The 21,086-nt window shown below is 27.5% G+C and carries 26 protein-coding genes; 17 read left to right on the forward strand and 9 right to left on the reverse strand.

From position 1 onward, the window contains the following. The first annotated feature begins 55 nt into the window (after nt 1-55). The 3 genes from trmD (at nt 56) to APAC_RS01700 (ending at nt 1,921) form a co-directional block, all read left to right on the forward strand. Entirely contained in the window at nt 56-745 is a 690-nt protein-coding gene (gene trmD, locus APAC_RS01690; RefSeq protein WP_130232467.1) for a tRNA (guanosine(37)-N1)-methyltransferase TrmD, read from the forward strand. 55 nt (nt 746-800) lie between these two features. After that, nucleotides 801-1,157 (forward strand): 50S ribosomal protein L19, encoded by a 357-nt coding sequence (rplS, locus tag APAC_RS01695; RefSeq protein ID WP_130232468.1) that lies wholly within the window; start codon nt 801-803, stop codon nt 1,155-1,157. Nucleotides 1,158-1,315: 158 nt separating this feature from the next. After that, nucleotides 1,316-1,921: a DedA family protein gene (locus APAC_RS01700; protein ID WP_130232469.1), complete on the forward strand. Its 606-nt coding sequence runs from the start codon at nt 1,316-1,318 to the stop codon at nt 1,919-1,921. Here APAC_RS01700 and APAC_RS01705 read toward each other — a convergent pair. Both APAC_RS01705 and APAC_RS01710 read right to left on the reverse strand, forming a co-directional pair. Beyond that, nucleotides 1,918-2,388, reverse strand: a complete 471-nt coding sequence (locus tag APAC_RS01705) for a threonine/serine exporter family protein (protein ID WP_130232470.1) — start codon at nt 2,386-2,388, stop codon at nt 1,918-1,920. The two genes, APAC_RS01700 and APAC_RS01705, sit on opposite strands and share 4 nt — an antisense overlap. Further along, nucleotides 2,388-3,212 carry a threonine/serine exporter family protein gene (locus APAC_RS01710; protein ID WP_337584622.1) on the reverse strand — a complete coding sequence of 275 codons (825 nt, stop codon included), beginning with the start codon at nt 3,210-3,212 and terminating at the stop codon, nt 2,388-2,390. Before APAC_RS01710 ends, APAC_RS01705 begins: the two co-directional genes overlap by 1 nt. A 69-nt stretch (nt 3,213-3,281) precedes the next feature. On the opposite strand from APAC_RS01710, the gene APAC_RS01715 reads away from it, so the two are divergent. The 5 genes from APAC_RS01715 (at nt 3,282) to APAC_RS01735 (ending at nt 7,589) form a co-directional block, all read left to right on the forward strand. Next, nucleotides 3,282-3,614 (forward strand): hypothetical protein, encoded by a 333-nt coding sequence (locus APAC_RS01715; RefSeq protein WP_130232471.1) that lies wholly within the window; start codon nt 3,282-3,284, stop codon nt 3,612-3,614. After that, on the forward strand, nt 3,601-4,227 hold the full coding sequence (locus APAC_RS01720; protein ID WP_130232472.1) for a type III pantothenate kinase: 627 nt from the start codon (nt 3,601-3,603) through the stop codon (nt 4,225-4,227). The genes APAC_RS01715 and APAC_RS01720 overlap by 14 nt, the downstream gene beginning before the upstream one ends. Beyond that, nucleotides 4,205-4,813 (forward strand): ATP phosphoribosyltransferase, encoded by a 609-nt coding sequence (gene hisG, locus APAC_RS01725; RefSeq protein WP_130232473.1) that lies wholly within the window; start codon nt 4,205-4,207, stop codon nt 4,811-4,813. The genes APAC_RS01720 and hisG overlap by 23 nt, the downstream gene beginning before the upstream one ends. Then, on the forward strand, nt 4,813-5,505 hold the full coding sequence (locus tag APAC_RS01730) for a class I SAM-dependent DNA methyltransferase (protein WP_130232474.1): 693 nt from the start codon (nt 4,813-4,815) through the stop codon (nt 5,503-5,505). The genes hisG and APAC_RS01730 overlap by 1 nt, the downstream gene beginning before the upstream one ends. 164 nt (nt 5,506-5,669) lie before the next feature. Beyond that, nucleotides 5,670-7,589 carry a methyl-accepting chemotaxis protein gene (locus tag APAC_RS01735; protein WP_130232475.1) on the forward strand — a complete coding sequence of 640 codons (1,920 nt, stop codon included), beginning with the start codon at nt 5,670-5,672 and terminating at the stop codon, nt 7,587-7,589. Nucleotides 7,590-7,621: 32 nt separating this feature from the next. On the opposite strand, the gene trpS is transcribed toward APAC_RS01735, so the two are convergent. Beyond that, nucleotides 7,622-8,587 (reverse strand): tryptophan--tRNA ligase, encoded by a 966-nt coding sequence (trpS, locus tag APAC_RS01740; protein WP_130232476.1) that lies wholly within the window; start codon nt 8,585-8,587, stop codon nt 7,622-7,624. Nucleotides 8,588-8,636: 49 nt separating this feature from the next. Further along, nucleotides 8,637-9,914, reverse strand: coding sequence for a TAXI family TRAP transporter solute-binding subunit (locus tag APAC_RS01745; protein WP_130232477.1), 1,278 nt, complete (start codon nt 9,912-9,914; stop codon nt 8,637-8,639). 119 nt (nt 9,915-10,033) lie between these two features. Between APAC_RS01745 and APAC_RS01750 the strand changes: the two genes are divergently transcribed. Together APAC_RS01750 and serS are read left to right on the forward strand one after the other, a co-directional pair. Further along, nucleotides 10,034-10,240 (forward strand): hypothetical protein, encoded by a 207-nt coding sequence (locus APAC_RS01750; RefSeq protein ID WP_130232478.1) that lies wholly within the window; start codon nt 10,034-10,036, stop codon nt 10,238-10,240. A 69-nt stretch (nt 10,241-10,309) separates the two neighbouring features. Continuing rightward, nucleotides 10,310-11,548 carry a serine--tRNA ligase gene (gene serS / locus APAC_RS01755; protein ID WP_130232479.1) on the forward strand — a complete coding sequence of 413 codons (1,239 nt, stop codon included), beginning with the start codon at nt 10,310-10,312 and terminating at the stop codon, nt 11,546-11,548. A gap of 357 nt (nt 11,549-11,905) precedes the next feature. Here the strand turns inward: serS and APAC_RS01760 are convergent, their stop codons facing one another. After that, nucleotides 11,906-12,283, reverse strand: a complete 378-nt coding sequence (locus APAC_RS01760; protein WP_130232480.1) for a hypothetical protein — start codon at nt 12,281-12,283, stop codon at nt 11,906-11,908. Between the two features lie 92 nt (nt 12,284-12,375). Between APAC_RS01760 and APAC_RS01765 the strand changes: the two genes are divergently transcribed. After that, entirely contained in the window at nt 12,376-12,939 is a 564-nt protein-coding gene (locus APAC_RS01765) for a precorrin-2 dehydrogenase/sirohydrochlorin ferrochelatase family protein (protein ID WP_130232481.1), read from the forward strand. Here the strand turns inward: APAC_RS01765 and cobA are convergent. Further along, a complete protein-coding gene (cobA, locus tag APAC_RS01770; RefSeq protein WP_130232482.1) occupies nt 12,936-13,682 on the reverse strand; it encodes a uroporphyrinogen-III C-methyltransferase in 747 nt (248 codons plus the stop codon). The genes APAC_RS01765 and cobA overlap by 4 nt on opposite strands. Before the next feature lie 150 nt (nt 13,683-13,832). On the opposite strand from cobA, the gene APAC_RS01775 reads away from it, so the two are divergent. Together APAC_RS01775 and moaA are read left to right on the forward strand one after the other, a co-directional pair. Continuing rightward, nucleotides 13,833-14,750: a glycosyl transferase gene (locus tag APAC_RS01775; protein ID WP_130232483.1), complete on the forward strand. Its 918-nt coding sequence runs from the start codon at nt 13,833-13,835 to the stop codon at nt 14,748-14,750. Between the two features lie 58 nt (nt 14,751-14,808). After that, nucleotides 14,809-15,780, forward strand: coding sequence for a GTP 3',8-cyclase MoaA (gene moaA / locus APAC_RS01780; RefSeq protein WP_130232484.1), 972 nt, complete (start codon nt 14,809-14,811; stop codon nt 15,778-15,780). 6 nt (nt 15,781-15,786) lie between these two features. Here the strand turns inward: moaA and APAC_RS01785 are convergent, their stop codons facing one another. Beyond that, nucleotides 15,787-16,572 carry an ABC transporter ATP-binding protein gene (locus tag APAC_RS01785; protein ID WP_130232485.1) on the reverse strand — a complete coding sequence of 262 codons (786 nt, stop codon included), beginning with the start codon at nt 16,570-16,572 and terminating at the stop codon, nt 15,787-15,789. A 134-nt stretch (nt 16,573-16,706) separates the two neighbouring features. Between APAC_RS01785 and rpsO the strand changes: the two genes are divergently transcribed. From rpsO to APAC_RS01805, 4 genes are all read left to right on the forward strand, one after another. Beyond that, nucleotides 16,707-16,979 carry a 30S ribosomal protein S15 gene (gene rpsO / locus APAC_RS01790; RefSeq protein ID WP_130232486.1) on the forward strand — a complete coding sequence of 91 codons (273 nt, stop codon included), beginning with the start codon at nt 16,707-16,709 and terminating at the stop codon, nt 16,977-16,979. Nucleotides 16,980-17,119: 140 nt separating this feature from the next. Next, nucleotides 17,120-17,518, forward strand: a complete 399-nt coding sequence (locus APAC_RS01795) for an RrF2 family transcriptional regulator (RefSeq protein ID WP_130232487.1) — start codon at nt 17,120-17,122, stop codon at nt 17,516-17,518. Beyond that, nucleotides 17,518-18,564 carry a DHH family phosphoesterase gene (locus APAC_RS01800; RefSeq protein WP_130232488.1) on the forward strand — a complete coding sequence of 349 codons (1,047 nt, stop codon included), beginning with the start codon at nt 17,518-17,520 and terminating at the stop codon, nt 18,562-18,564. Before APAC_RS01795 ends, APAC_RS01800 begins: the two co-directional genes overlap by 1 nt. 74 nt (nt 18,565-18,638) lie before the next feature. Further along, nucleotides 18,639-19,067, forward strand: a complete 429-nt coding sequence (locus tag APAC_RS01805; protein ID WP_130232489.1) for a CoA-binding protein — start codon at nt 18,639-18,641, stop codon at nt 19,065-19,067. Here APAC_RS01805 and APAC_RS01810 read toward each other — a convergent pair. Both APAC_RS01810 and hsrA read right to left on the reverse strand, forming a co-directional pair. After that, on the reverse strand, nt 19,064-20,347 hold the full coding sequence (locus APAC_RS01810) for a sensor histidine kinase (protein ID WP_130232490.1): 1,284 nt from the start codon (nt 20,345-20,347) through the stop codon (nt 19,064-19,066). The genes APAC_RS01805 and APAC_RS01810 overlap by 4 nt on opposite strands. Nucleotides 20,348-20,362: 15 nt before the next feature. Beyond that, nucleotides 20,363-21,049 carry a homeostatic response regulator transcription factor HsrA gene (hsrA, locus tag APAC_RS01815; RefSeq protein ID WP_130232491.1) on the reverse strand — a complete coding sequence of 229 codons (687 nt, stop codon included), beginning with the start codon at nt 21,047-21,049 and terminating at the stop codon, nt 20,363-20,365. Between the last annotated feature and the right edge of the window lie 37 nt (nt 21,050-21,086).

A 21,086-nucleotide genomic window follows, 5' to 3' on the forward strand; every position in this document is an offset into this window, starting at 1 on the left:
AAACTAAACTTAATTTAAAATTAGATAATATTTAGAAAAATCAATAAGGGATAAATTGAAATTTACTTTTGTTACTTTATTTCCAAACCTAATAGAACCATATTTTCAAGATTCAATATTAAAAAGAGCAATTGACTCAAATTTTATAGATTATGAGTTTTATAATCCTAGGGATTACACAACAAACAAACATCTAAAAGTTGATAAACAGATGATTAGTGGAGGAGCTGGAATGCTTATGACTCCTCAGCCACTTTTTGATTGTTTAGATGAAATTAAAAGTAAAAATGAAGATGCATATATAATATTTCCACTAGCAGCAGCAAAGCCTTTTAATCAAAATGATGCAAAAAGATTAGCCAAGAAAAAAAACATAGTTTTTGTTTGTGGTAGATATGAAGGTATTGATGAAAGAGTAATTGAAAAATATGCAAATGAAGTATTTTCAATTGGAGAATATATATTAACAGGTGGTGAATTAGCATCAACTGTAATGGCGGATGCGATTTCAAGAAATGTTGAAGGTGTTCTTGGAAATGCTGATTCTTTAGTAATGGAAAGTTATGAAAACAACCTTTTAGAAGCTCCATCTTTTACTAAACCTGAAAATTTCCAAAATTTAAGTGTGGTTAAAGAATTCTTAAAGGGAAACCATAGTAAAATATCCGACTTAAAAAATGGTCTATCTATTTGCAAGACGAGATACTTTAGGCCAGGTTTAGTTACCAACAAAAAAACAAAATAGAAGTGTGATACCCCGCAACTTGCAAATGCGGGCACTTTCACCAAAGGGAAATACAATGAAAAATAGATATATTGCAAGCTTCGAAGCAGCGCAAATTGCAGAAAAAGAAGTTCCTCAGTTTAGAGCAGGGGACACAGTTAGATTAGGTGTTGAAATTAAAGAAGGTGAGAAAAAAAGAGTTCAAACTTTCGAAGGTGTAGTTATTGCTAGAAGTGGTGAAGGTGTAAGTGCAACTTTTACAGTAAGAAAAATCGGTGCTAACTCTGTTGGTGTTGAGAGAATCTTCCCATTATACTCTGAGTCTTTAAAATCTTTTGAGGTAATCAGAAGAGGTAGAGTAAGAAGAGCTAAACTTCACTACCTAAGAGGATTAAAAGGTAAAGCTGCAAAAATTAAAGAGCTTAGAAAATAATTAAAATCTTCGTAAACTTATTGTTTATCTGTGATAAACAATAAGTTACTACATAAATAACTCATAAATATAAATCTTCACAAATTATTAATTTTCAATAAACTAATACTAAAAATAAAATGATAAAATGTCACACTTAATTATTAAGGATAATATGAATGTTTCATGAGATAATAGATTTTATAGTTAGTACAGTTAGTCAGTTAGGATATATTGGAATTTTTTTTATGATGTTCTTAGAGAGCTCATTTTTCCCATTTCCCTCTGAAGTAGTTATGGTACCAGCAGGATATTTAGCCTATAAAGGTGAAATGAATATATATATAGCTATCTCAGCTGGAATTGCAGGTTCACTTGCAGGAGCACTTTTTAACTATTATTTAGCAGTAAAATTTGGAAGAAAGTTTTTAATTAAATATGGTAAATATTTTTTTATTAAAGAACAAACTATAGAAAAGATGGAAGAGTTCTTTAAAAAGCATGGACATATCTCTACTTTTTCTGGAAGATTAATCCCTGCTGTTAGGCAATATATTTCATTTCCAGCAGGACTTGCAAGAATGAATCTACTAATTTTTTCTATTTATACAAGTTTAGGTGCAGCTATTTGGGTTGTGATTTTAACTCTATTAGGTTATTACTTAGGTGATAATGAAGCCCTTATAAAAGAGTATTTAAGATATATAATAGTTGCAATTTTAATCACTCTTGTAATTTTAGGTATTTGGTACTATAAAAGATATAAAAATAGAGCCAGTGTTTAAATCACTGGTCTATTTAATCTCATATAATATAAAGATGTTAATGCTAAACCAAAACTTATAGCTCCTAAAATTGATATTGCTTTTAATCCATTTTCTATAAAAATTTCAATAAGCTCAGGTGTTACACCATGAGAATTCATATCAACTAAAGTTATCATTGCTGTAAATGCATAAGTTCCTGGAATCATAGGAATAATTGAAGCTACGGTATAAACAGGTCTAGGTATCAAGAATTTTTTTGACCATCTTAATGCTACAACCCCTATAAATGCAGAAGCAATAAAAGTTGCTAATTCTATAGATAGTCCTAAATCCATGCAAGTGTCTTTTATGATGTATGTCATTGCTCCACCAATAGCACAATAAATCAAGGCATTTTTGGGCACATTAAAAAGCATTGCAAAACCAGTTGAAGCAACTGAAGCGAAAATAGAGTTTATAATAATATCAAAAATCAAACCACTCATTACCAGCCTTTTATATTTAATACACTCATGGCTAAAATAATACCCATACAAGTTGCAATTGTAAGAAGTGAAGCTTGAAGCCATCTACCCCAAGCCATACTTAAATATCCTTTGAAGCCATCTAAAAATGATGTAACAAATGGAAATCCAGGGACTAATAAAAGTACACTAGCTGCAAATACTACATTTGGAGTATTAGTTAAATTAAATAATAGTGAAGTACTAGATAAAAGTGTAGCTATAAATGCAGTTATACCAAAAGTAAGTATCAACATAAATCTTTTTTTAGATAACTCTTGTCTAATATACATAGCAATTGATGAACTAATAAATGTAATTGCAAATGCCCAAATATCTGCACCATAAAGATATGAAAATGAAGCACAAGCAAGTCCAACCATTAAAATAACTAACCACCTATTATAATAGTTTGGTTGAATATTTTTCATGTGAGTAGTTACCCAATCTGAGTCATGTTTATCTTTTTCAATTTCTATTACCATTTTTTGTACATCACATACAATTGACATATTAATTGGTTTGTGATGAACCCTTCTTGTAGTAGTTGCAGACCTACCTTTTAGAAGTGTAGTTAATACAATAGCAGATGGGATTAGTGAGATTTCTACTGAATCCACTCCTAAGGCTTTTCCTAATCTTTGGGCAGTTTGTTCTATTAGAATACTTTCTGCTCCAAACTCTAACATTAATACTGCAGCTTTTATTATTACTCTTGTTATTTTTGATTGTTCTTCGTAGTCGATGATTTGCTCTTTTCTTAGAAAATTTTTAAGAATTATAATTAAATTATATTTAAAAGTTATGTAGAAGTTGTGTATTTTATTTGCTTTAATTATTATTTGATATAATTGCGGCAATATAAAAGGAAAAAATTGAAAGATTTAACAAAATATTTTACAAATAAAAACGTACTTTTTAAAGATATTAAAGAAGTTACTCCAAAAGAGCTTGGAAGTAGAAAAAAAATTGGAATTTATAGTGCAACAAGTGTTGATAAGAATTATTATGCAATATTTATAGTTGATGCTAAAAGTAGATTTTTAAGAAAAAATGCAGAAGATTTAATAGAACTTGGTGGAAAGTTAGCAGATTTTGAAGGTCATAATTTTAAGAAAAAAGAGTTACTGATTTCAAGTCCACTATGTAGTAAAGCAAAAACATTTTTAAAAGAAAACGGATGGAGTGTAAGAGTTGATTTTATGTGATATTGGTAATAGCACTTACCACTTTTTCATCAAGGGAAAACATAAAAAATATTTTTTAGATGAAAAGCTTCCAAAATTTGATGAAGAAATATATTATGTATCAGTAAATAAAAGCGCGACTAAAGAGTTGAAAAAAGTTAATCCTCAAGCTAAAAATATCAAGAAATTAATGAATTTTAAGACTTCTTATGTAGGACTTGGTATTGATAGGGCAATTGCTAGTTATTTTGAAAAAGATTCAGTAATAGTTGATGCAGGTAGTGCGATTACTGTTGATATTATGTCAAAAGGAAAGCATCAAGGTGGATTTATATTACCTGGATTTAGAGCATTTATGAAAACTTATCCAAAAATTTCCAAAAAACTAAAGTTTGATTTTGAAAAAAATATAAATTTAGATAAAATACCGCTTCAAACAAAAGATGCTATTACATACGCTATGATGAAATCTATCATTTTACCAATCAAAGAAGTAAGCGAAAACAAAAAAATCATCTTCACAGGTGGAGATGGAAAACTATTAAGTAAATATTTTGAAAATAGCACATACAAAAAAGATTTAATATTTGAGAACATGAAAAGGATTATTGATGCTAACGATTGCATTGCCTAAGGGAAGAATTGCAGAAGAGACTTTAGACAAATTTGAGAAAGCTTTTGGTGAAAAATTTGTATTTGAGAATAGAAAACTTATCTTAGAAAAAAGTGGTTTTAGATTTTTAAATGTAAGAAACCAAGATGTACCAACATATGTAATGCATGGGGCAGCAGATTTAGGAGTTGTAGGACAAGATGTTTTAGAAGAAAAAGAGTATGACTTAATCAAACTTCTAAACCTACAACTTGGAAAATGTAAAGTTGCTTTTGGTCTAAGAAAGGGTGAAAAACTTGATATGACTAAAAGTAAAATTACAGTTGCAACAAAACATGAAAAAATAGCTAAAAAATACTTTGAAGAAAAAGCAATGGCAGTTGAGATTATCAAACTTTATGGTTCTATTGAACTTGCACCATTAGTTGGTTTATCAGATTGTATTGTTGATATTGTTGAAACTGGTGAAACAATGAAACAAAATGGTCTTGAAGTAGGTCCTACTATCATGGAAAGTTCTGCACACTTAATTGCTAATAAAAACTCATTTTACGCTAAAAAAGATTTAATCTTAGATTTAAAAGAAAAGATAGAAGCTACTTTATAATGGGATTAGAACTATACTCTAAAATAGAACCTTTCTTAGATTTTGAAGATGAGGTTTATACTTTACACAAACAGTTTATGGAGTTTGTGATGGTAAATGAACTTGATAACATCATTGATATTGGATGTGGTCAAGGATACTTTTTAGAAAATCTTAAAATCAATGGTAAAAAAGCTTTTGGAACAGACCTTAGTGTAGAGCAAATCAAAGTTTGCCAAGAAAAAGGCTTAGATGCCAAAGCAATACCACTAAATGAAGTTAGTGAAAAGTTTGATTGTTCAACAGCAATTTTTGATGTATTAAACTATATTCCAAAAGAACACTTAGAAACTTTTATAAAAGAGTCTTATGATGTTTTAAATGATGGTGGATATTTTGTATTTGATGTAAACTCATACTTTGGATTTGATGAGATTGCCCAAGGCTGCATTACTATAGATTTAGAAGATAGATTTATAGCTATTGATGCAAACTTTGATGAAAAAAACTTACAAACAGACCTAACAGTTTTTACTCAAAATGATAATGGAACTTTCACTAAAGAAAGTGATAGTATAGTTCAAGAGTACCACTCAAAAGAGTACTTAGAAAAACTACTAAAAAAATGTGGTTTTGAAGTACAAGAAATTAGAGACTTCAATCTTCACAGCGATGAAGATGCTGATAAACTAATATTTATTTGTAAAAAATAGATATTAGTTTTATTACATAATTCTAATTTTAATAATTACTATTATAAAAATATAAATAAATTTTATAATTTACATAAATAAAGTATATAAAGTAAAAGTATTTTTACCAAAAAAACTATATAATTTTAGCTATTCCCAATAAATTATTTGTAGTAGGAGGGTTTATGGAATCGTTAAAGTCAAAGTTATTGCTTTTTTCTTTAGTACCTTTTTTATTAGGTGTTATTTTATTATCTATTATAAATTATATAAACACAGATATAGTTTTAGAAGATACACTTAGTAATTTTGAAAAGTCAACTATTAAAGAGAAACAATCACTATTAAGAAATGAGTTGGTATCAATTAAATCATTAGTTGACAATATATTATCAAAAACTGATGATATTGAAGAAGCAAAAATAAGAATAATTGATTTATTAAGTGGTATTAGATACTTAGAAGATAATAGTGGTTATTTCTTTGCTTATGAAAAAAGAGATGATGGTTACTATTTTGGATTTCATCCAATAAAACCACAGTTAAATGGTAAGAAAACAAATATAGAAAAGCCTGATATAAAAGGTTATGCTTTTAGGAAAGATTTAATTAACTTTGCAAAAGATAATAAATTTGTTACATATTCCTATGAAAGACCAAACACAAAAGAAATTGTACCAAAAATGGCATCTTCTGTTTATATTCCAAAATTACAATGGACTATAGTTACTGGTATTTATGTTGATGATATTGAAAAGCAAATGAATGTATTAGAAGAGAATATTGCAAACTCTATAAATAATTCTTTGATGATTTCTGTATTAGTGTGTGTTGTACTGATTATTTTAACTGTAATAATTATTCTTCCTTCTTTAAATAAAGTATTGATTGAACCAATATACAAATTTCAAGATGGTTTAGTTAACTTTTTTGATTATCTAAATAAAAAAAGTACTGATATAGAGTTTGTTGAGTTAAAGACAAAAGATGAGCTAGGTCAAATGTCAAACTTATTAAATGAAAATATAAAAAAAGTACAAAAAGATATCGAAGAAGATAGACATATAATTGAAGATACAATTAAAGTTTTAGGTGAGTTTCAAAAAGGTGATTTATCTCAAAGACTTGAAACAAATGTATCAAATGAAGCCTTAATTAAATTAAAATCTGTTTTAAACAACATGGCAGAGAATTTAGAAAAGAATATTGAAAATGTTTTAAGTGTATTAGATGAGTATAGTAACTATAAATATACTAATAAAGTAAATCCTGATGGTTTAACTCAACACTTATTAAAATTAGCAGAAGGTGTTAATACTTTAGGTTTATCTATTACTACAATGTTAGTAGAAAATAAAAAGAATGGTTTAAATCTAAAAGAGAGTTCAAACACACTTTTAAGCAATGTTCAAATTTTAAATAATAGTTCAAATGAGGCTGCCTCAAATTTAGAGGAAACTGCAGCAGCTTTACAGCAAATGACTTCAAATATTAGAGACAATACTCAAACAGTTGCTCAAATGTCAAATTTAGCAAATACTGTTACTAAGTCTGTTAAAGATGGAGAAGTACTTGCTTCTAAAACTTATAGCTCAATGGATGATATAAATACTCAAATCTCTTCAATTAATGAAGCTATTGTGGTAATTGATCAGATTGCATTTCAAACAAATATTCTATCCCTAAACGCAGCAGTAGAAGCAGCAACAGCAGGTGAAGCAGGAAAAGGATTCGCAGTAGTTGCTCAAGAGGTGAGAAACTTAGCTTCAAGAAGCGCAGAAGCTGCAAAAGAGATTAAAGATTTAGTTGAAAATGCTACTTCAAAAGCAAATGATGGAAAAAATATAGCAACTAATATGGCTGATGGTTATGTTGAACTTAATCAAAATATTTTAGATACTATTGAGTTAATAAAAAATATAGAGTTTTCTAGTAAAGAACAGCTAAGTGGAATAGAGCAAATTAATGATGCTGTTTCATCTTTAGATAGACAAACTCAAGAAAATGCTAAAATAGCTTATGAAACACATGAGGTTGCCACTTCAACAGATAAGATTGCAACAACAGTAATAGATAATGTAAATAAAAAAGTGTTTAAAGAATAAAAAGATTGATTTAAAATCAATCTTTTATATGATTAAATTAATCCAACTGCATCTCTAATAATTTCCATTTTAGCAGAAGCTATTTTTCTAGCTTTATCTGCCCCAAAAGCTAAAATATCATGTACTTCTTTTGGATTATTTAAGAAGTGTTCTCTTTTTTGAACGTATGGTTCAAAATGCTCATTGATTTTATCAAGAAGTGTTAATTTAAAGTGACCATATCCTTCACCAGGAGTTGCATATCTTTGTTGTAACTGCTGTAATTCATTATCATTCATAAATAGTTCACAAAGTTTATAAATATTACAATTCTCCCACTCTTTAGGCTCATCAAGTTCTTTAGAGTCAGTTACGATTCCCATAACTTGTTTTTTAATTTTTTTCTTAGTATTAAACATATCAATAGTATTGTTGTATGATTTTGACATTTTAGCTCCATCTGTTCCTGGAACTGTTGCAACATTGTCATCTACTTTTGATTCAGGCATTACAAAAACTTCTTTACCATAAGCATGATTAAATGAATTTGCAATATCTCTTGTCATTTCCACATGTTGAATTTGATCTTTTCCAACTGGCACTATATTTGAATCAAATAGTAAGATATCAGCTGCCATTAAAACTGGATATGAAAATAGTCCATGATTAGCTTGAATACCACGTGCAGTTTTGTCTTTGTATGAGTGAGCTCTTTCAAGCAGTCCCATTGAAGTATGATTTGATAATAACCAGTAAAGTTCTAAAACCTCTTTTACATGATGTTGTACCCAAAATGTAGATTTCTCTGGGTCCATACCAAGTGCTAAAAAGTTTACTGCTGCTTCAAAAGTGTTTTGTTCTAAAACCTCTTTTTCTTTTACTGAAGTTAGTGCGTGATATGATGCAATAAATGCAAATAAATCACCATCATCTTGTGATTCAATCATTGGTTTAATCATACCAAAGTAGTTACCGATATGAATAGTTCCAGATGGTTGAATTCCTGATAAAATTCTCAAATCAAAGTCCTTTTATTTTTTGCTGACATTATATCAAAACTACCTAAAATTACTCACTTTGGATTCTAATGTTTGACTTTGATATAATTAACTCAATATGCATGATTAAATCATAGTATTCTCCCATATATGCAAGGGGAACTTTTGTCTCATCTTTAATCTCTTTTTTTAATTTTTCTAAGTCATTTAGTTTGTCTTTTAACTCTTCTTTACTAAGCCCTTCTAATGATAAATCAAGGGCTTGAAGTTCGTCATACCATCTATAAATTTTTGACCTAATGCTCCATCTATATAAAGGAAATATCCCTTTAAAAATAGGAATCATTAATGTAATTAAAGGAATTAATAAAATTTTTAATCTATCCAAATTTGAAGCTATCCAATATGGAAAAATCTTTTCTAGCCAAGTATCTCCATGGGTAAAATATCTTTGAGCCTCTTCATTTATAGGAATAGTTATACCACTAAGAGTTGGGAATTCATTTTCTTTTTCAAACATTCCTTTTTGAGAGTGTGCTTCTTTTACTTTTTTTATAAAAATTCTAATTAGTTCATCAGAAAATTCATTATGTGTTACTAGTAATGCAGTAGTTGCTAATAGTCTTTTATCTTCATTTGGTAAATTTTTATGAAGATTTACTGTTCCTTCATATAAGTTGACACTATTTAAGTAAGTAAATTTTTTACTATAAGCATTTGCTCTTCTAAATGAAAATAGATTTATATCTTTATTTTGTAATAACTCTTTTAAAATTTTATTATTTGAAGAAGTGACCAAAAACATTGCATCTATCTTTCCTGAAATTAATGCTTCTTTAGCTTCTATTGTGTTAAGGTTTAAAAGCTTACTATTTTCATTATTAATACCATTTGTTTTTAAAACTTCTAAGCTTAAATCTTCAGTGCCACTTTTAGCTTCACCAATAGAAATTTTTTTACCATTTAAATCTTTAATATATTCTACATCATGTAATTTTTTATTATAAAATATCCATAGTGGTTCATTGTATACTGATGCTAAGGCTTCAATATTTGAAGAGTTCTTTATACTACCATTTTGAACAAAAGCAATATCAACTTTATTTGATTGTATTAATTCTAGATTTTCTATAGAACCACTTGTATTTATGATATTTACTTTTACTTTCTCTTTTTCTAATAATTCTTTATATTTTAGTGCTGTTTCATAATATTGACCTGATTTTGAACCAGTTGCTATGGTAATCTCTTTTTTAGGACTAGGTTGTATAAATTGAGCAGTAATATAAAATAGAATTACACCAATTATAATCATAAGTAAAGTAACATTTAAAAATTTATTTTTCATCAAAAAGTCTTTCAAGGTTTATTGTTAAAAACTTTATAATAAGTAGGATTATATTTAACTAAAAGTATATGATATAAAACTTTTGATAGAATTTCAAAAATTTAAAAAGGAGATATTATATGACTACAGTTAAAGTTGAAAGACAATGTGGCTGTTTTAGAAACTCTGATTATGAAGCAGAGTCGCAATTTGAAACAGTTGATGAAGCATTACAAAAAGCACAATTAATGTGTATTTCTATGAATGAAGACTTCTGTCATAAACATAAGTTCAAAGCAGAGTATGTTGATGGTGAAGTTATTATTAAAATGGAAATGAACGGATAATTTTTTATTCTAATCTCTTTGTAGATTTTTTTAGCTATAATGCAAAAAAATTAAAGACAAAGAGTTAGAATGATTGATATAAAACTACTACAAAAAGAGTTCGATACAACTGCAACTGCCTTAAAAAGAAAAGGTGTATCTCAAGATATTCTTGACAGTCTTCAACAAATCTCACTTACAGCAAAAGCTAAAAGACAAGAGATGGAAGATGTTACTGCTGAACAAAATAAATTATCAAAAGAGTTTGGAAGATATAAAAAAGAGGGACTAGATATTGCTCCTTTACAAGCTCAAATCAATGAATTAAAATCACAAAAACAAATTTTTGAAGATGAAGTTAGAGCTATAGAAGATGAGTTAACTAAATTAGCACTTGGAATTCCAAATCTTCCTGATGAAAATGTTCCAAATGGAGCAAATGAAGATGAAAATGTTGTTTTAGAAGTTATTGGTGAAAAACCATCTTTTGATTTTGAACCAAAAGAGCACTGGGATTTAGATAATGGTTGGTTAGATTTTGAAAGAGGTGTTAAACTAGCAAAATCAAGATTCTCAGCTATTAGAGGTGAGGGTGCAAGATTAGAGAGAGCTTTAATCAACTACATGTTAGATTTTAACAGACAAAGAGGTTTTGAAGAGTGGTATGTTCCATTTATGGCAAATACAAATACACTTCAAGGAACAGGTCAATTACCAAAATTTGAAGATGATTTATTTAAAATTGAAGGTGAAGATTTATACTTAATTCCAACAGCAGAAGTATCACTTACAAATCTTTATAATGATGAAATAGTACCGGCTGAAGAGTTACCACTTATGCTTACATCTTATACTCCTTGTTTTAGAAAAGAAGCGGGAAGTGCAGGAAGGGATACAAGAGGTTTAATTAGACAACACCAGTTTGACAAGGTTGAAATGGTAGCTATTACTAAAGCAGATGAATCAGATGAAGTATTTGAAAAAATGGTATCTTGTGCTAGTGATTTATTAAGCTCACTTGGACTTGCTCATCAAAAAGTAATGTTATGTACTGGTGACCTTGGATTTAGTGCAGCTAAAACAATAGATTTAGAAGTTTGGTTACCAGGTCAAGGAAAATTTAGAGAGATTTCTTCAATTTCGAATACAAGAGAATTCCAAGCTAGACGTGCAAAAATTAGATATAAAGATGGAAAGAAAAATGTATTAGCTCATACATTAAACGGTTCATCATTAGCAGTTGGAAGAACACTGTTAGCTATTATGGAAAACTATCAAAGAGAAGATGGAACAGTTGCTATTCCTGAAGTTCTTAAAAAATATATGTAAAAGTTAGCTTCTGCTAGCTTTTATAAAAACTACAAGTTATTAATCCTCTATTAGATATTAAACAATTTTAAACTTTCTGATTTTTTTTTTGAGGATACAAGGAAAAGTACCCACTACATTTCCTTGTATGACTAAATTTAATTAAGAAGTAAAGTAAATAAGTAAGTTCCATCTGAAATAGTTACAATTATTGTAAGTTATTTACTAAGGAGAGATAATGATGAAAACCTCTTATTTGAATTAATTATACACTTCATAAACTTAAAAATTGCTATGTTATTGCTACTAATATAAAAAAAATCTTAACTTTTTTGACTAATTTATATACATTTGGTATAAATTAAGTTTTGAATTTAATTATTTGACAAAAACTTTTGTATCAAAAAGTTTATTCTCAATTTTTACTTCAAAATATCCTTTTGTAATATTGTAGTGTTTGAAACTGATTTCTTCACCTATTTTAGTCTTATTTTTACTGTAAATAGGAATTGATTTTATTTTGTGACCTATTGATTTTCCTATTTTTACATCAATCTTTTGATTTTGGTAATTTCCAAAAACTACTATTTTTGAGTAACATAAACCATTATAGTCGTTTTTAGTCTCTCTTAAATGTTGAATATTTTCTCCATTTCCATTTTCATCAAAGATTCCAACAGCAACAGCTTTATCTATTTTTACATTTTTTGAAAATAAAGATGTAGTTATGATTAAAATTAAAATTAGATATTTCATACTTTAATAGTACTATTTTTTTATGTAATTTTTGTGAAAATTAAAATAAATAGATTATTTAGATAAAATATAAAAAAATACAAAGGTATTCTATGGCTAATTGTCCTATGTTTTTGAATTTAAAAGGTAGAAAAATATTGATTTTAGGTGGAGGAGAGATAGCCACACGAAAATTAAAAGTTTTATTAGATTTTACAAAGGATATAACTGTAATCTCAAGATCTTTTAGTGATGAAATGCAAAAATTAATCAAAGATAATAAGCTTAAGAATTTTAAAAAAGAGTATAAGCAAAATGATATTGTGGGTTTTAATATTTTAATTGTTGCTTTTAATGATATTGAATTACAAAAACAAATTGCAAAACAAGTAGAAGGTAAAAATTATCTATGTAACTTTGCAGATTTACCTGAAAATTGCGATTTTAATTTGGGTGCATATCTAAAAAAAGAAGATTTGATTATTTCTATTTCTACAAATGGTGGAGCACCTTCTGTTATTACTCAACTAAAACTTTGGTTAGATAAAAAAATACCAAATAGTGTAATTGATTTTATAAAAGAGATAAAAAAAGAGAGGTTATCTCTTCCTAAAGGGGAAGAGAGAATGAAGTATTTTAGAAATAAAACAAAAGATTTTTTTGATAAATTAGATTAAATATTTTCTTCTTTATCGAACCATTTTAATTCATCTCTTAAATTTACAACTTCTCCAACAATAATAATTGCAGGACTTACTGCTTCTTTTGATTTTTCAACTATGTTTTCTAAGGTTCCTGTAATAACTTTTTGATTTTTAGTTGTTCCATTTGAAATAATCGCGCAAGGGTAGTTTTTATCTTTTCCAACTTTTAGTAAGTTTGTTACTATAAGTTCAATATTGTGTAAGCCCATCAAAAAAACGATTGTTTCATCTTCAATAAAAGATTTCCAATTAATTTGAGCGATATTATCACTAGATTTTCTATGTCCTGTTACTACTCTAAATGACGGAGTAATTCCTCTATGTGTAATAGGAATTCCTGCATATGCTGGAACTGAAATAGCTGAAGTAACCCCAGGAATAATTTCAAACTCCACACCTCTTTGTCTTAAATAAAGTGCTTCTTCTCCACCTCGTCCAAATACAAAAGGGTCACCACCTTTTAGTCTTACTACATTTTCATATTTTAATGAACATTGATAAATAATTTCATTGATTTCATCTTGAGGAACTCTATGGTTACCTTTTTCTTTACCTACAAAAATAAGTTCAACTCCATCTTTTGCTTCTTTTAATATATCACTATTGGCTAGTCTGTCATATATAATCACATCAGCATTTTGAACAACTCTTAAAGCTTTTACAGTCATAAGTTCTATATCACCAGGACCTGCCCCTGTTAAGTATACGTTTGCCAAATTTTTCCCTGAATATTTTTTTATATTTTACTATTATATTATATATAATTTAGACTTATAATGTATATAAACTAACCATATAGTGTGTTTTATAAAAATTATAGTATATTACGATATTAATATAATTATAAAATATGAATAAGGTATATAATGAGTTTTAAAAAGTATATAAAAGCTGTTGGAACAGGGCCTAAAGGAAATAGGGAGTTAGAAGAGAATGAAATTATTGATGCAATTGATAATATTTTATTAAGAACTGCAACAGATTCTCAAATAGGAGCATTTTTAATTGCATGGAGAACAAAGTTTGAAACAAATAGTGAATTAAAAGCTATGGTTAAAGCTTTGAAAAAATATATGAAATTTCAAAAAGTAGAAGACTCTTTAGAATTGGGATACTCTTTTGATGGAAGAGCTAGTAATCCATTTTTATTTCCTTTATATGAAGAGATTTTAAAAGAGTTTTATTCTAAAAATAGTGATATTAGAAGATTAAATCTAGTTATTTCAGGAGATAGAGTTCAACCAGCTAAAAATGGTTTAACAACAAAAGAAGTTTATTCACAAATACAAAAAGGTGAGTTTATTCATTTTTTTGATAGAAGTGAATATTTAAAAGAGTTAAGTGACTTAACTGACTTAAGACAAGAATTAGGTCTTAGAACAGCGTTTAATACAGTTGAAAAGCTATTAAGCCCTGGAGAGAGTGAATATGCAGTAACAACAGCATTTCATAAGCCATATGTTCAAAAGTATTTAGATATCTTTGGAGAGTATTATAAAGATATTATTGTTGTAAAAGCAAGTGAAGGTAGTCCAGAAGTTATGAAAAATGGAAAATTCTGGAAAATGATTGATGGTGAAATAGTTGAGCAAAATTTTAAATTAGAAGATTACGAAATATCTTATGATAGAAGTTTTGAGAATATTACCCTTGAAGAATCACTAAATATAGTTAATAATGCAGATGATGAGCTTATAAAACTTGCTAAATTTAATATTGCATTATATTTAGTATTCGCTTCTAGGGTAAAAACTATTGATGAAGCATGGGAAAGGTTAAATTAATTTTACCTTTTTAAGCATTTATGTACTATGCTTAGGGTTTTAAAAATAGGAATATAATATGTTAATAGATGGATTTGGTAGAAAACATGATTATCTAAGAGTTTCAGTAACTGAAAGATGTAATTTTAGATGTCAATATTGTATGCCTGAAAAACCATTTTCTTGGGTACCTAAAGAGAACCTACTTACTTATGAAGAGCTATTTAAATTTATTAAAGTAGGTATTGATGAGGGTATTAAAAAAGTTAGAATCACAGGTGGTGAACCTCTTTTAAGAGAAGAGTTAGATGTTTTTCTAAAAATGATTTATGATTATAAAAATGATATTGATTTAGCTTTAACTACAAATGGTTTTTTATTATCAAAAGTTGCACAAAGATTAAAGGATTCAGGCCTTAAAAGAATAAATGTATCTTTAGATAGTTTAAATGAAGCAACGGCTGCTAAGATGGCTCAAAAAAATGTTTTAAAAACAGTATTAGAAGGTATTGAAGAAGCAAATAAAGTAGGTCTAAAAATCAAGATTAATTGTGTTCCTTTAAAGGGAATTAATGATCAAGATATTTTAGAAGTTTTAGAGTTTTGTATGGAAAAAGGTTATGTTGTTAGATTTATTGAGTTTATGGAAAATCACCATGCAAAAGATGGTGCAAAGGGATTAAATTCTGATGAAATTAAAGAGATAATATCTCAAAAATACCCTAACTTTAAAACAGTTCCTAGAGATACAAGCTCACCTGCTCAATACTATGAGTTTGAAAATGGTTTCCAATTTGGAATAATAGAACCACATAAAGATGATTTTTGTGCTTCATGTAATAGAATTAGATTAACAGCTGAGGGTTACTTAATACCTTGTTTATATTTTGAAGATGCAATGAGTATTAAAGATGCTGTTCAAAATAATGATATAGATGAGGCTGCTAATATTTTAAAAAAGGTTTTAGCTAATAAACCTGAAAAAAATAAGTGGTCAACAAAAGATGAAAATGAAACTTCATCTAGAGCTTTTTATGAAACGGGAGGGTGAGATAACTCATCCTACTGTTTCAAAATAGTATCTTCCATTTTTTTGTGCTATTTCTAAATCAACTTCAAAAATCTTAGATAAATTTTCACTATTTAAAACTTCTTGTTTTTTCCCTTGAATAAATACTTTGTTTTCATACATTAAAGCTATATGAGATATCTCCTCAAAAATCTCTTCAATATGGTGAGTCACTAAAATAATACTTGCTTGAGATGATAGTTTTTTCATCATATTTATAAAGTTTACTTGAGCTTTTATATCTAAACCAATAGTTGGCTCATCTAGTATAAAAGCACTTGGCTTATGAATTAAAGCTCTTCCTATAATTGCTTTTCTAAGTTGCCCAGTTGATAGTTGGTAAACTTGCTTATCTTTTATCTCATTTAATTCTAAAAATTCAATTACTTCTAAAGCTCTAATGTGCTGAGCTTCACTGAAGTCTTGATGTTTAAATACCCCAATAGAACTATAATATCCACTTAAAACCACTTCATAGGTAGTTAGAAAATTACCATGGGTTTCAAAATAGTTATGTAAATCATTAGTAATAATTCCTAGGTATTGTTTTAATTCACTTAGTGTATATCTCTCTTTTCCTAAAATCTCTTTTTTATATTTATACTGTTTTCTTGGGTGAATTTCTGAAGATATTAATTTAATTAATGTAGATTTTCCACTACCATTTTTTCCTAAAATTGCCCAGTTCTCACCTTTGGCAATTTTTAGATTTAACTCTTTTAATATTAGTTTCTCATCGTATGAGAGATGGATGTTTTCAAAATTTATTATCATGTTAAATTTTAGCAATATTTATCTAAAAGAAAATATAGTTTAAACTTAAAGATATTTTAATATTAATTTAACTATAATCCGCAACCACTTTTGTAAAAGTGAAACAAATTAAATATACCTATTAGGAGGTCAAGATGGCTTTAGATCAGGAAGTAAAAGCAGGAATTATTGCAAAGTATGCAAAAAAAGATGGTGATACAGGTTCAGCAGAAGTACAAATTGCTATTTTAACAGAGCAAATTAAAGTATTAACAGAGCACTTAAAAATTAATAAAAAAGATCACTCTTCAAGATTAGGTCTTTTAAAAATGGTTGGTAAAAGAAAAAGATTATTAGCATACTTAAGAAGAAAAAACTACAACTCATTTGTAGAATTAGTAGCTTCTTTAGGAATTAGAGCTAAGTAATTAAGTTTTATTAGCTTAGAAAAAGGGTTGTAGTTTTGCTACAACCCTTTTTTTTTATTAAAAAATTATATTAATTAATTATAATAACAAATCTTAATGAACTTTCTTGTAAAATTAAGACAAAAACAATCGGATTTAATATGTTATTAACAAAAAAAAGCGAATACGCATTATTGTCACTTATTTCTATAGCTCAAGGCGAGAAGCCAAAAAATGTAGATGTATTATCAAAAGAGTTGGATATATCAAAATCATTTCTTGCAAAGATTATGCAAAATCTTGCTAAAAATGAATTAGTGATTTCTCACAGAGGTGTAAACGGTGGGTTTACTTTAAAAAAGTCTTGGGAAGAGATGACTATTTTAGAAATAGTCGAAGCAGCAGAAGAGAGAATACCTATGGTATTTGAATGTTCACCTTCATTACAAAGCTGTCCAAACCAAAAAGCACTTAATTGTTCTATTTGGCCTTTATTAAATAATTTACAATTAAAGGTAAATGACTTCTTAAAAGATTTAACACTAAAAGATTTAGTTTAATGAAATTATTTCACATTTCTCATACAGATTTAGATGGTTATGGTTGTCAGTTAATTACAAAAGAGTACTTTAAAGAAGGCTCTTTTTATAATGCAAACTATGGTTTAGAAGTAAAACTGACTATTGCTAAGGTTTTAGAAGAGATTTTAAATTACAAAGATGAAGAGATTTTATTAATTATTAGTGATTTAAATCTAACTTTTCAAGAATCAAAAGACCTAGATAGAGATATAAATAAATTAAAAGAAGAAGGTTTTAATATTAAACTTCAACTTTTAGACCATCATGCTAGTGGTGAGAAAAGTGCTAATACTTTTGATTGGTATTATTTAGATAATAAAAGATGTGCTACAAAAATAGTTTATGATTATATGTTTGAGCAGTTTGATGGTTTTGATAGTGAAACTATTAAATGGATGAATCCGCTAGTTAATGCAATTAATGCAATTGATATTTGGCTAGAAGATGAAATATTCAATTTTGAATTTGGTAAAGTTCTAATGACAATGGTTAGTAGTGCTAGAGAAATAAATAATGTTTTATTTGCTGATTTAAATAGGGACTATAGACATTTTTTATTGAAAAAAGCTACTATGTTTTTAAATGAAGAAAATGCAAATATAAAACTAGATAGCAATATCCACAGTTTTAAAAAAGAGTTTTTGAATCAAACAAAAAATGATGATACTTTAGATAACCTAAGTGCAAAATATTTAGTAAAATCTTTAGCTGATGTAAAAGAGAGTTTAACTGTAACTTATAATGGACATAAAGGACTTTTAACTTATTGTTTAGGTTCTGTTTCAATTCCAGCAAATGCATTTTTAAAAGCAAATAAAGAGTATGATTTCTTTATTGATATTGGAAGAAAAGGTCATGCTTCATTTAGAGCAGATGGTGTTGTAAATGTTTCAATCATGGCTGAAAAACTTGCAAAAGGTGGCGGACATGTAAATGCAAGTGGTGCAAAATTTGAAGACTTCAAAGAGACTATTATCTATAATGATGTTAAGTCTTACTTACAAGAAAAACTAAATAAAATATAATAACTCCATATAATTTATCCAGTTTTTTAAAAAATTTACTTATAATCTAGGTAAATTTTTTATAAGGATATAAAATGGAGTGTGAATTCCCAAGTGTAAATTCAAATAATGAAGAAATAATAGAAATTTTTAATAATACAAAAACTATTGCAATTGCTGGTCTTTCTCCAAATGAAGAAAAAGCTAGTAATAGAGTTGCTAAATATTTACAAAGTGCAGGATTTAAAATTGTTCCTGTTTATCCAAAAGAGGATGAAATTTTAGGAGAAAAAGTTTATAGAACTATTTCTGAAATTCCATTTGAAATTGATATGGTTGATATTTTTAGAAAACCTGATGCCATTGCTGCAATTGTAGATGAAGTATTAAAAAGAGATGATGTTAAATGTGTTTGGACACAATTAGGATTAGTAAATAATGAAGCTGCTCAAAAAGCAAAAGATGCTGGATTAAAAGTAGTTCAAAATAAGTGTACTAAAATAGAACACGCAAATAATTTCTAAGTAATAGTTAGTCTTGATGTATTTGGAAGCTCAAGTTTTGCAATACATCCTGACTTTCCATCTTTCCTATTTTTAAGTGAGATTTTACCTCTAAGTGCATCTGCTGCATTTTTAGCTAAAAATAATCCTAATCCAACTCCACTTTGATTGCCAACTCGTTTAAATGGTGCAAATAAATCAATATCTTCATTAATACCTATTCCTTCATCAATTACTGTTAATACTATTTTATCTTTCTTCTTTTTTAATTTTATTGCAATAGATTTATTTTCAGGTGTAAATTTAATGGCATTTTGTACAAAGTTTTGAAGTATTTGGTTAAAAAGAGTAAGTCTAATAGATGTATGTAAATAATTAACATTTGAAAAAAATGTAATGATTATATTTTTTTGAGCACTCAACATTCTATAATCATTTGATTTTTTCTTTAGATATTGTACTAAATCTAAATCTGTCATTTGTTCAAATTGTGCACCTTCAGCTCTTCCTATATCTAAAATTGAAGATATCATTTTATTCATATCATCAATTGATTTAATAGTAAGATTTAAAGTCTCTTCATATTGTTCTATTTCTCTTTTTTTTCTTAAAGTTACTTCATTTTTTAATTTCATAACTGCAAGTGGGGTTTTTAATTCATGGGCTGCACCAATAAAAAGCTCTTTTTTAAATTTAACATATGTTTCAATTCTATTTGTTAATGAGTTAATTGAATTAGCAAGTGAGTGAAACTCAATTGGTAAATCTTTCTTATCTATTTGGGTTAAGGTATTTTCATCCATATGTGATAGTTTATTATTGATTTGAATGATAGGCTTTAAAAGTGATTTTGATACAAATACTGAATATAAAAGCATCATTATAAATCCAGGAATAGCTAATATAAATAGGTTTTTGAAAATTAAAGAGTGTAATAATTCTCTTTCAAAGTCAATATTTTTTATGATTTGTAAGAAAAGTTTATCTTTTAATTCAAAAGGATATAATAGCTTCACATAGTAGCTTGAATTCTTTTTATAATTATAAAACTTATAGTTTTTTAAGTCTTTTTCATAAACTAATTCAACAGTAATGCTCTCTGTTTGTGATGGTTTAAAATTATCATGGGAATATGTTCCTTGATAAATCTGTTTAGCTTGTTTTAAAAGGTTTTTATGAATATCTTCGTAGATAGTGCTTCTTGTATATTCATAGAATATAAAAGATAAAGTAATAATGAAAAGTGAAGTGGCAATAATCAGTTTATTATAGAACTGTTTATATATACTTCTACTTTCCATTAAAAAAGAAAATTCCTATTTTTGATCTTCATCTACCGTATTTGGGTAGCAGAATCTATATCCTCTTCTTCTAATAGTCTCAATTGTAGAGATATTTAATGGTTTATCCATTTTTTGTCTAATTTGATTAATTGCAACTTCAATAACATTTGGAGTTACTAATTCAGGCTCTTCCCAAATTGCATCCAATAATTGCTCTTTAGAAACAATTTGATCTCTATGTCTTGCTAGGTGAGTTAAAACTTCAAAAGGTTTACCTTTTAATTCAATCTCTTCACCAGCATATTCAATTTTTTCTTCATCTGGGTTAATTGATAATTCATCAATTTCAATTACATTTGTTCCACCAAATCTTAATCTAGCTTCAATTCTAGCTAGTAAGATATCAAAATCAAATGGTTTTTTAATGAAATCGTCAGCACCAGATTTTAATGCTTCAATTTCAGATTCTTTATCATCTCTTGCAGAGATAATAACAACAGCAGTTCTTGAGCTTCTATTTTTTACAATTTTACATAACTCAATACCATCACCATCTGGTAACATCCAGTCAGTTAATACTAAATCATAATTTCTAATATCTATAAAATATTCAGCATCTTTATAGTTTTCTGCAGTGTCTACTTGATATCCAAAATCAGTAAGACCCTCTTGTAATGTTCTATTTAAAGTAATTTCATCTTCAATAATTAATATTCTCATCTCATCCCTTAAATTTAAGTTAAGTTTAAATTTTGGC

The organism is Malaciobacter pacificus (genome assembly GCF_004214795.1).
GTDB classification, from domain to species: Bacteria; Campylobacterota; Campylobacteria; order Campylobacterales; family Arcobacteraceae; genus Malaciobacter_A; species Malaciobacter_A pacificus.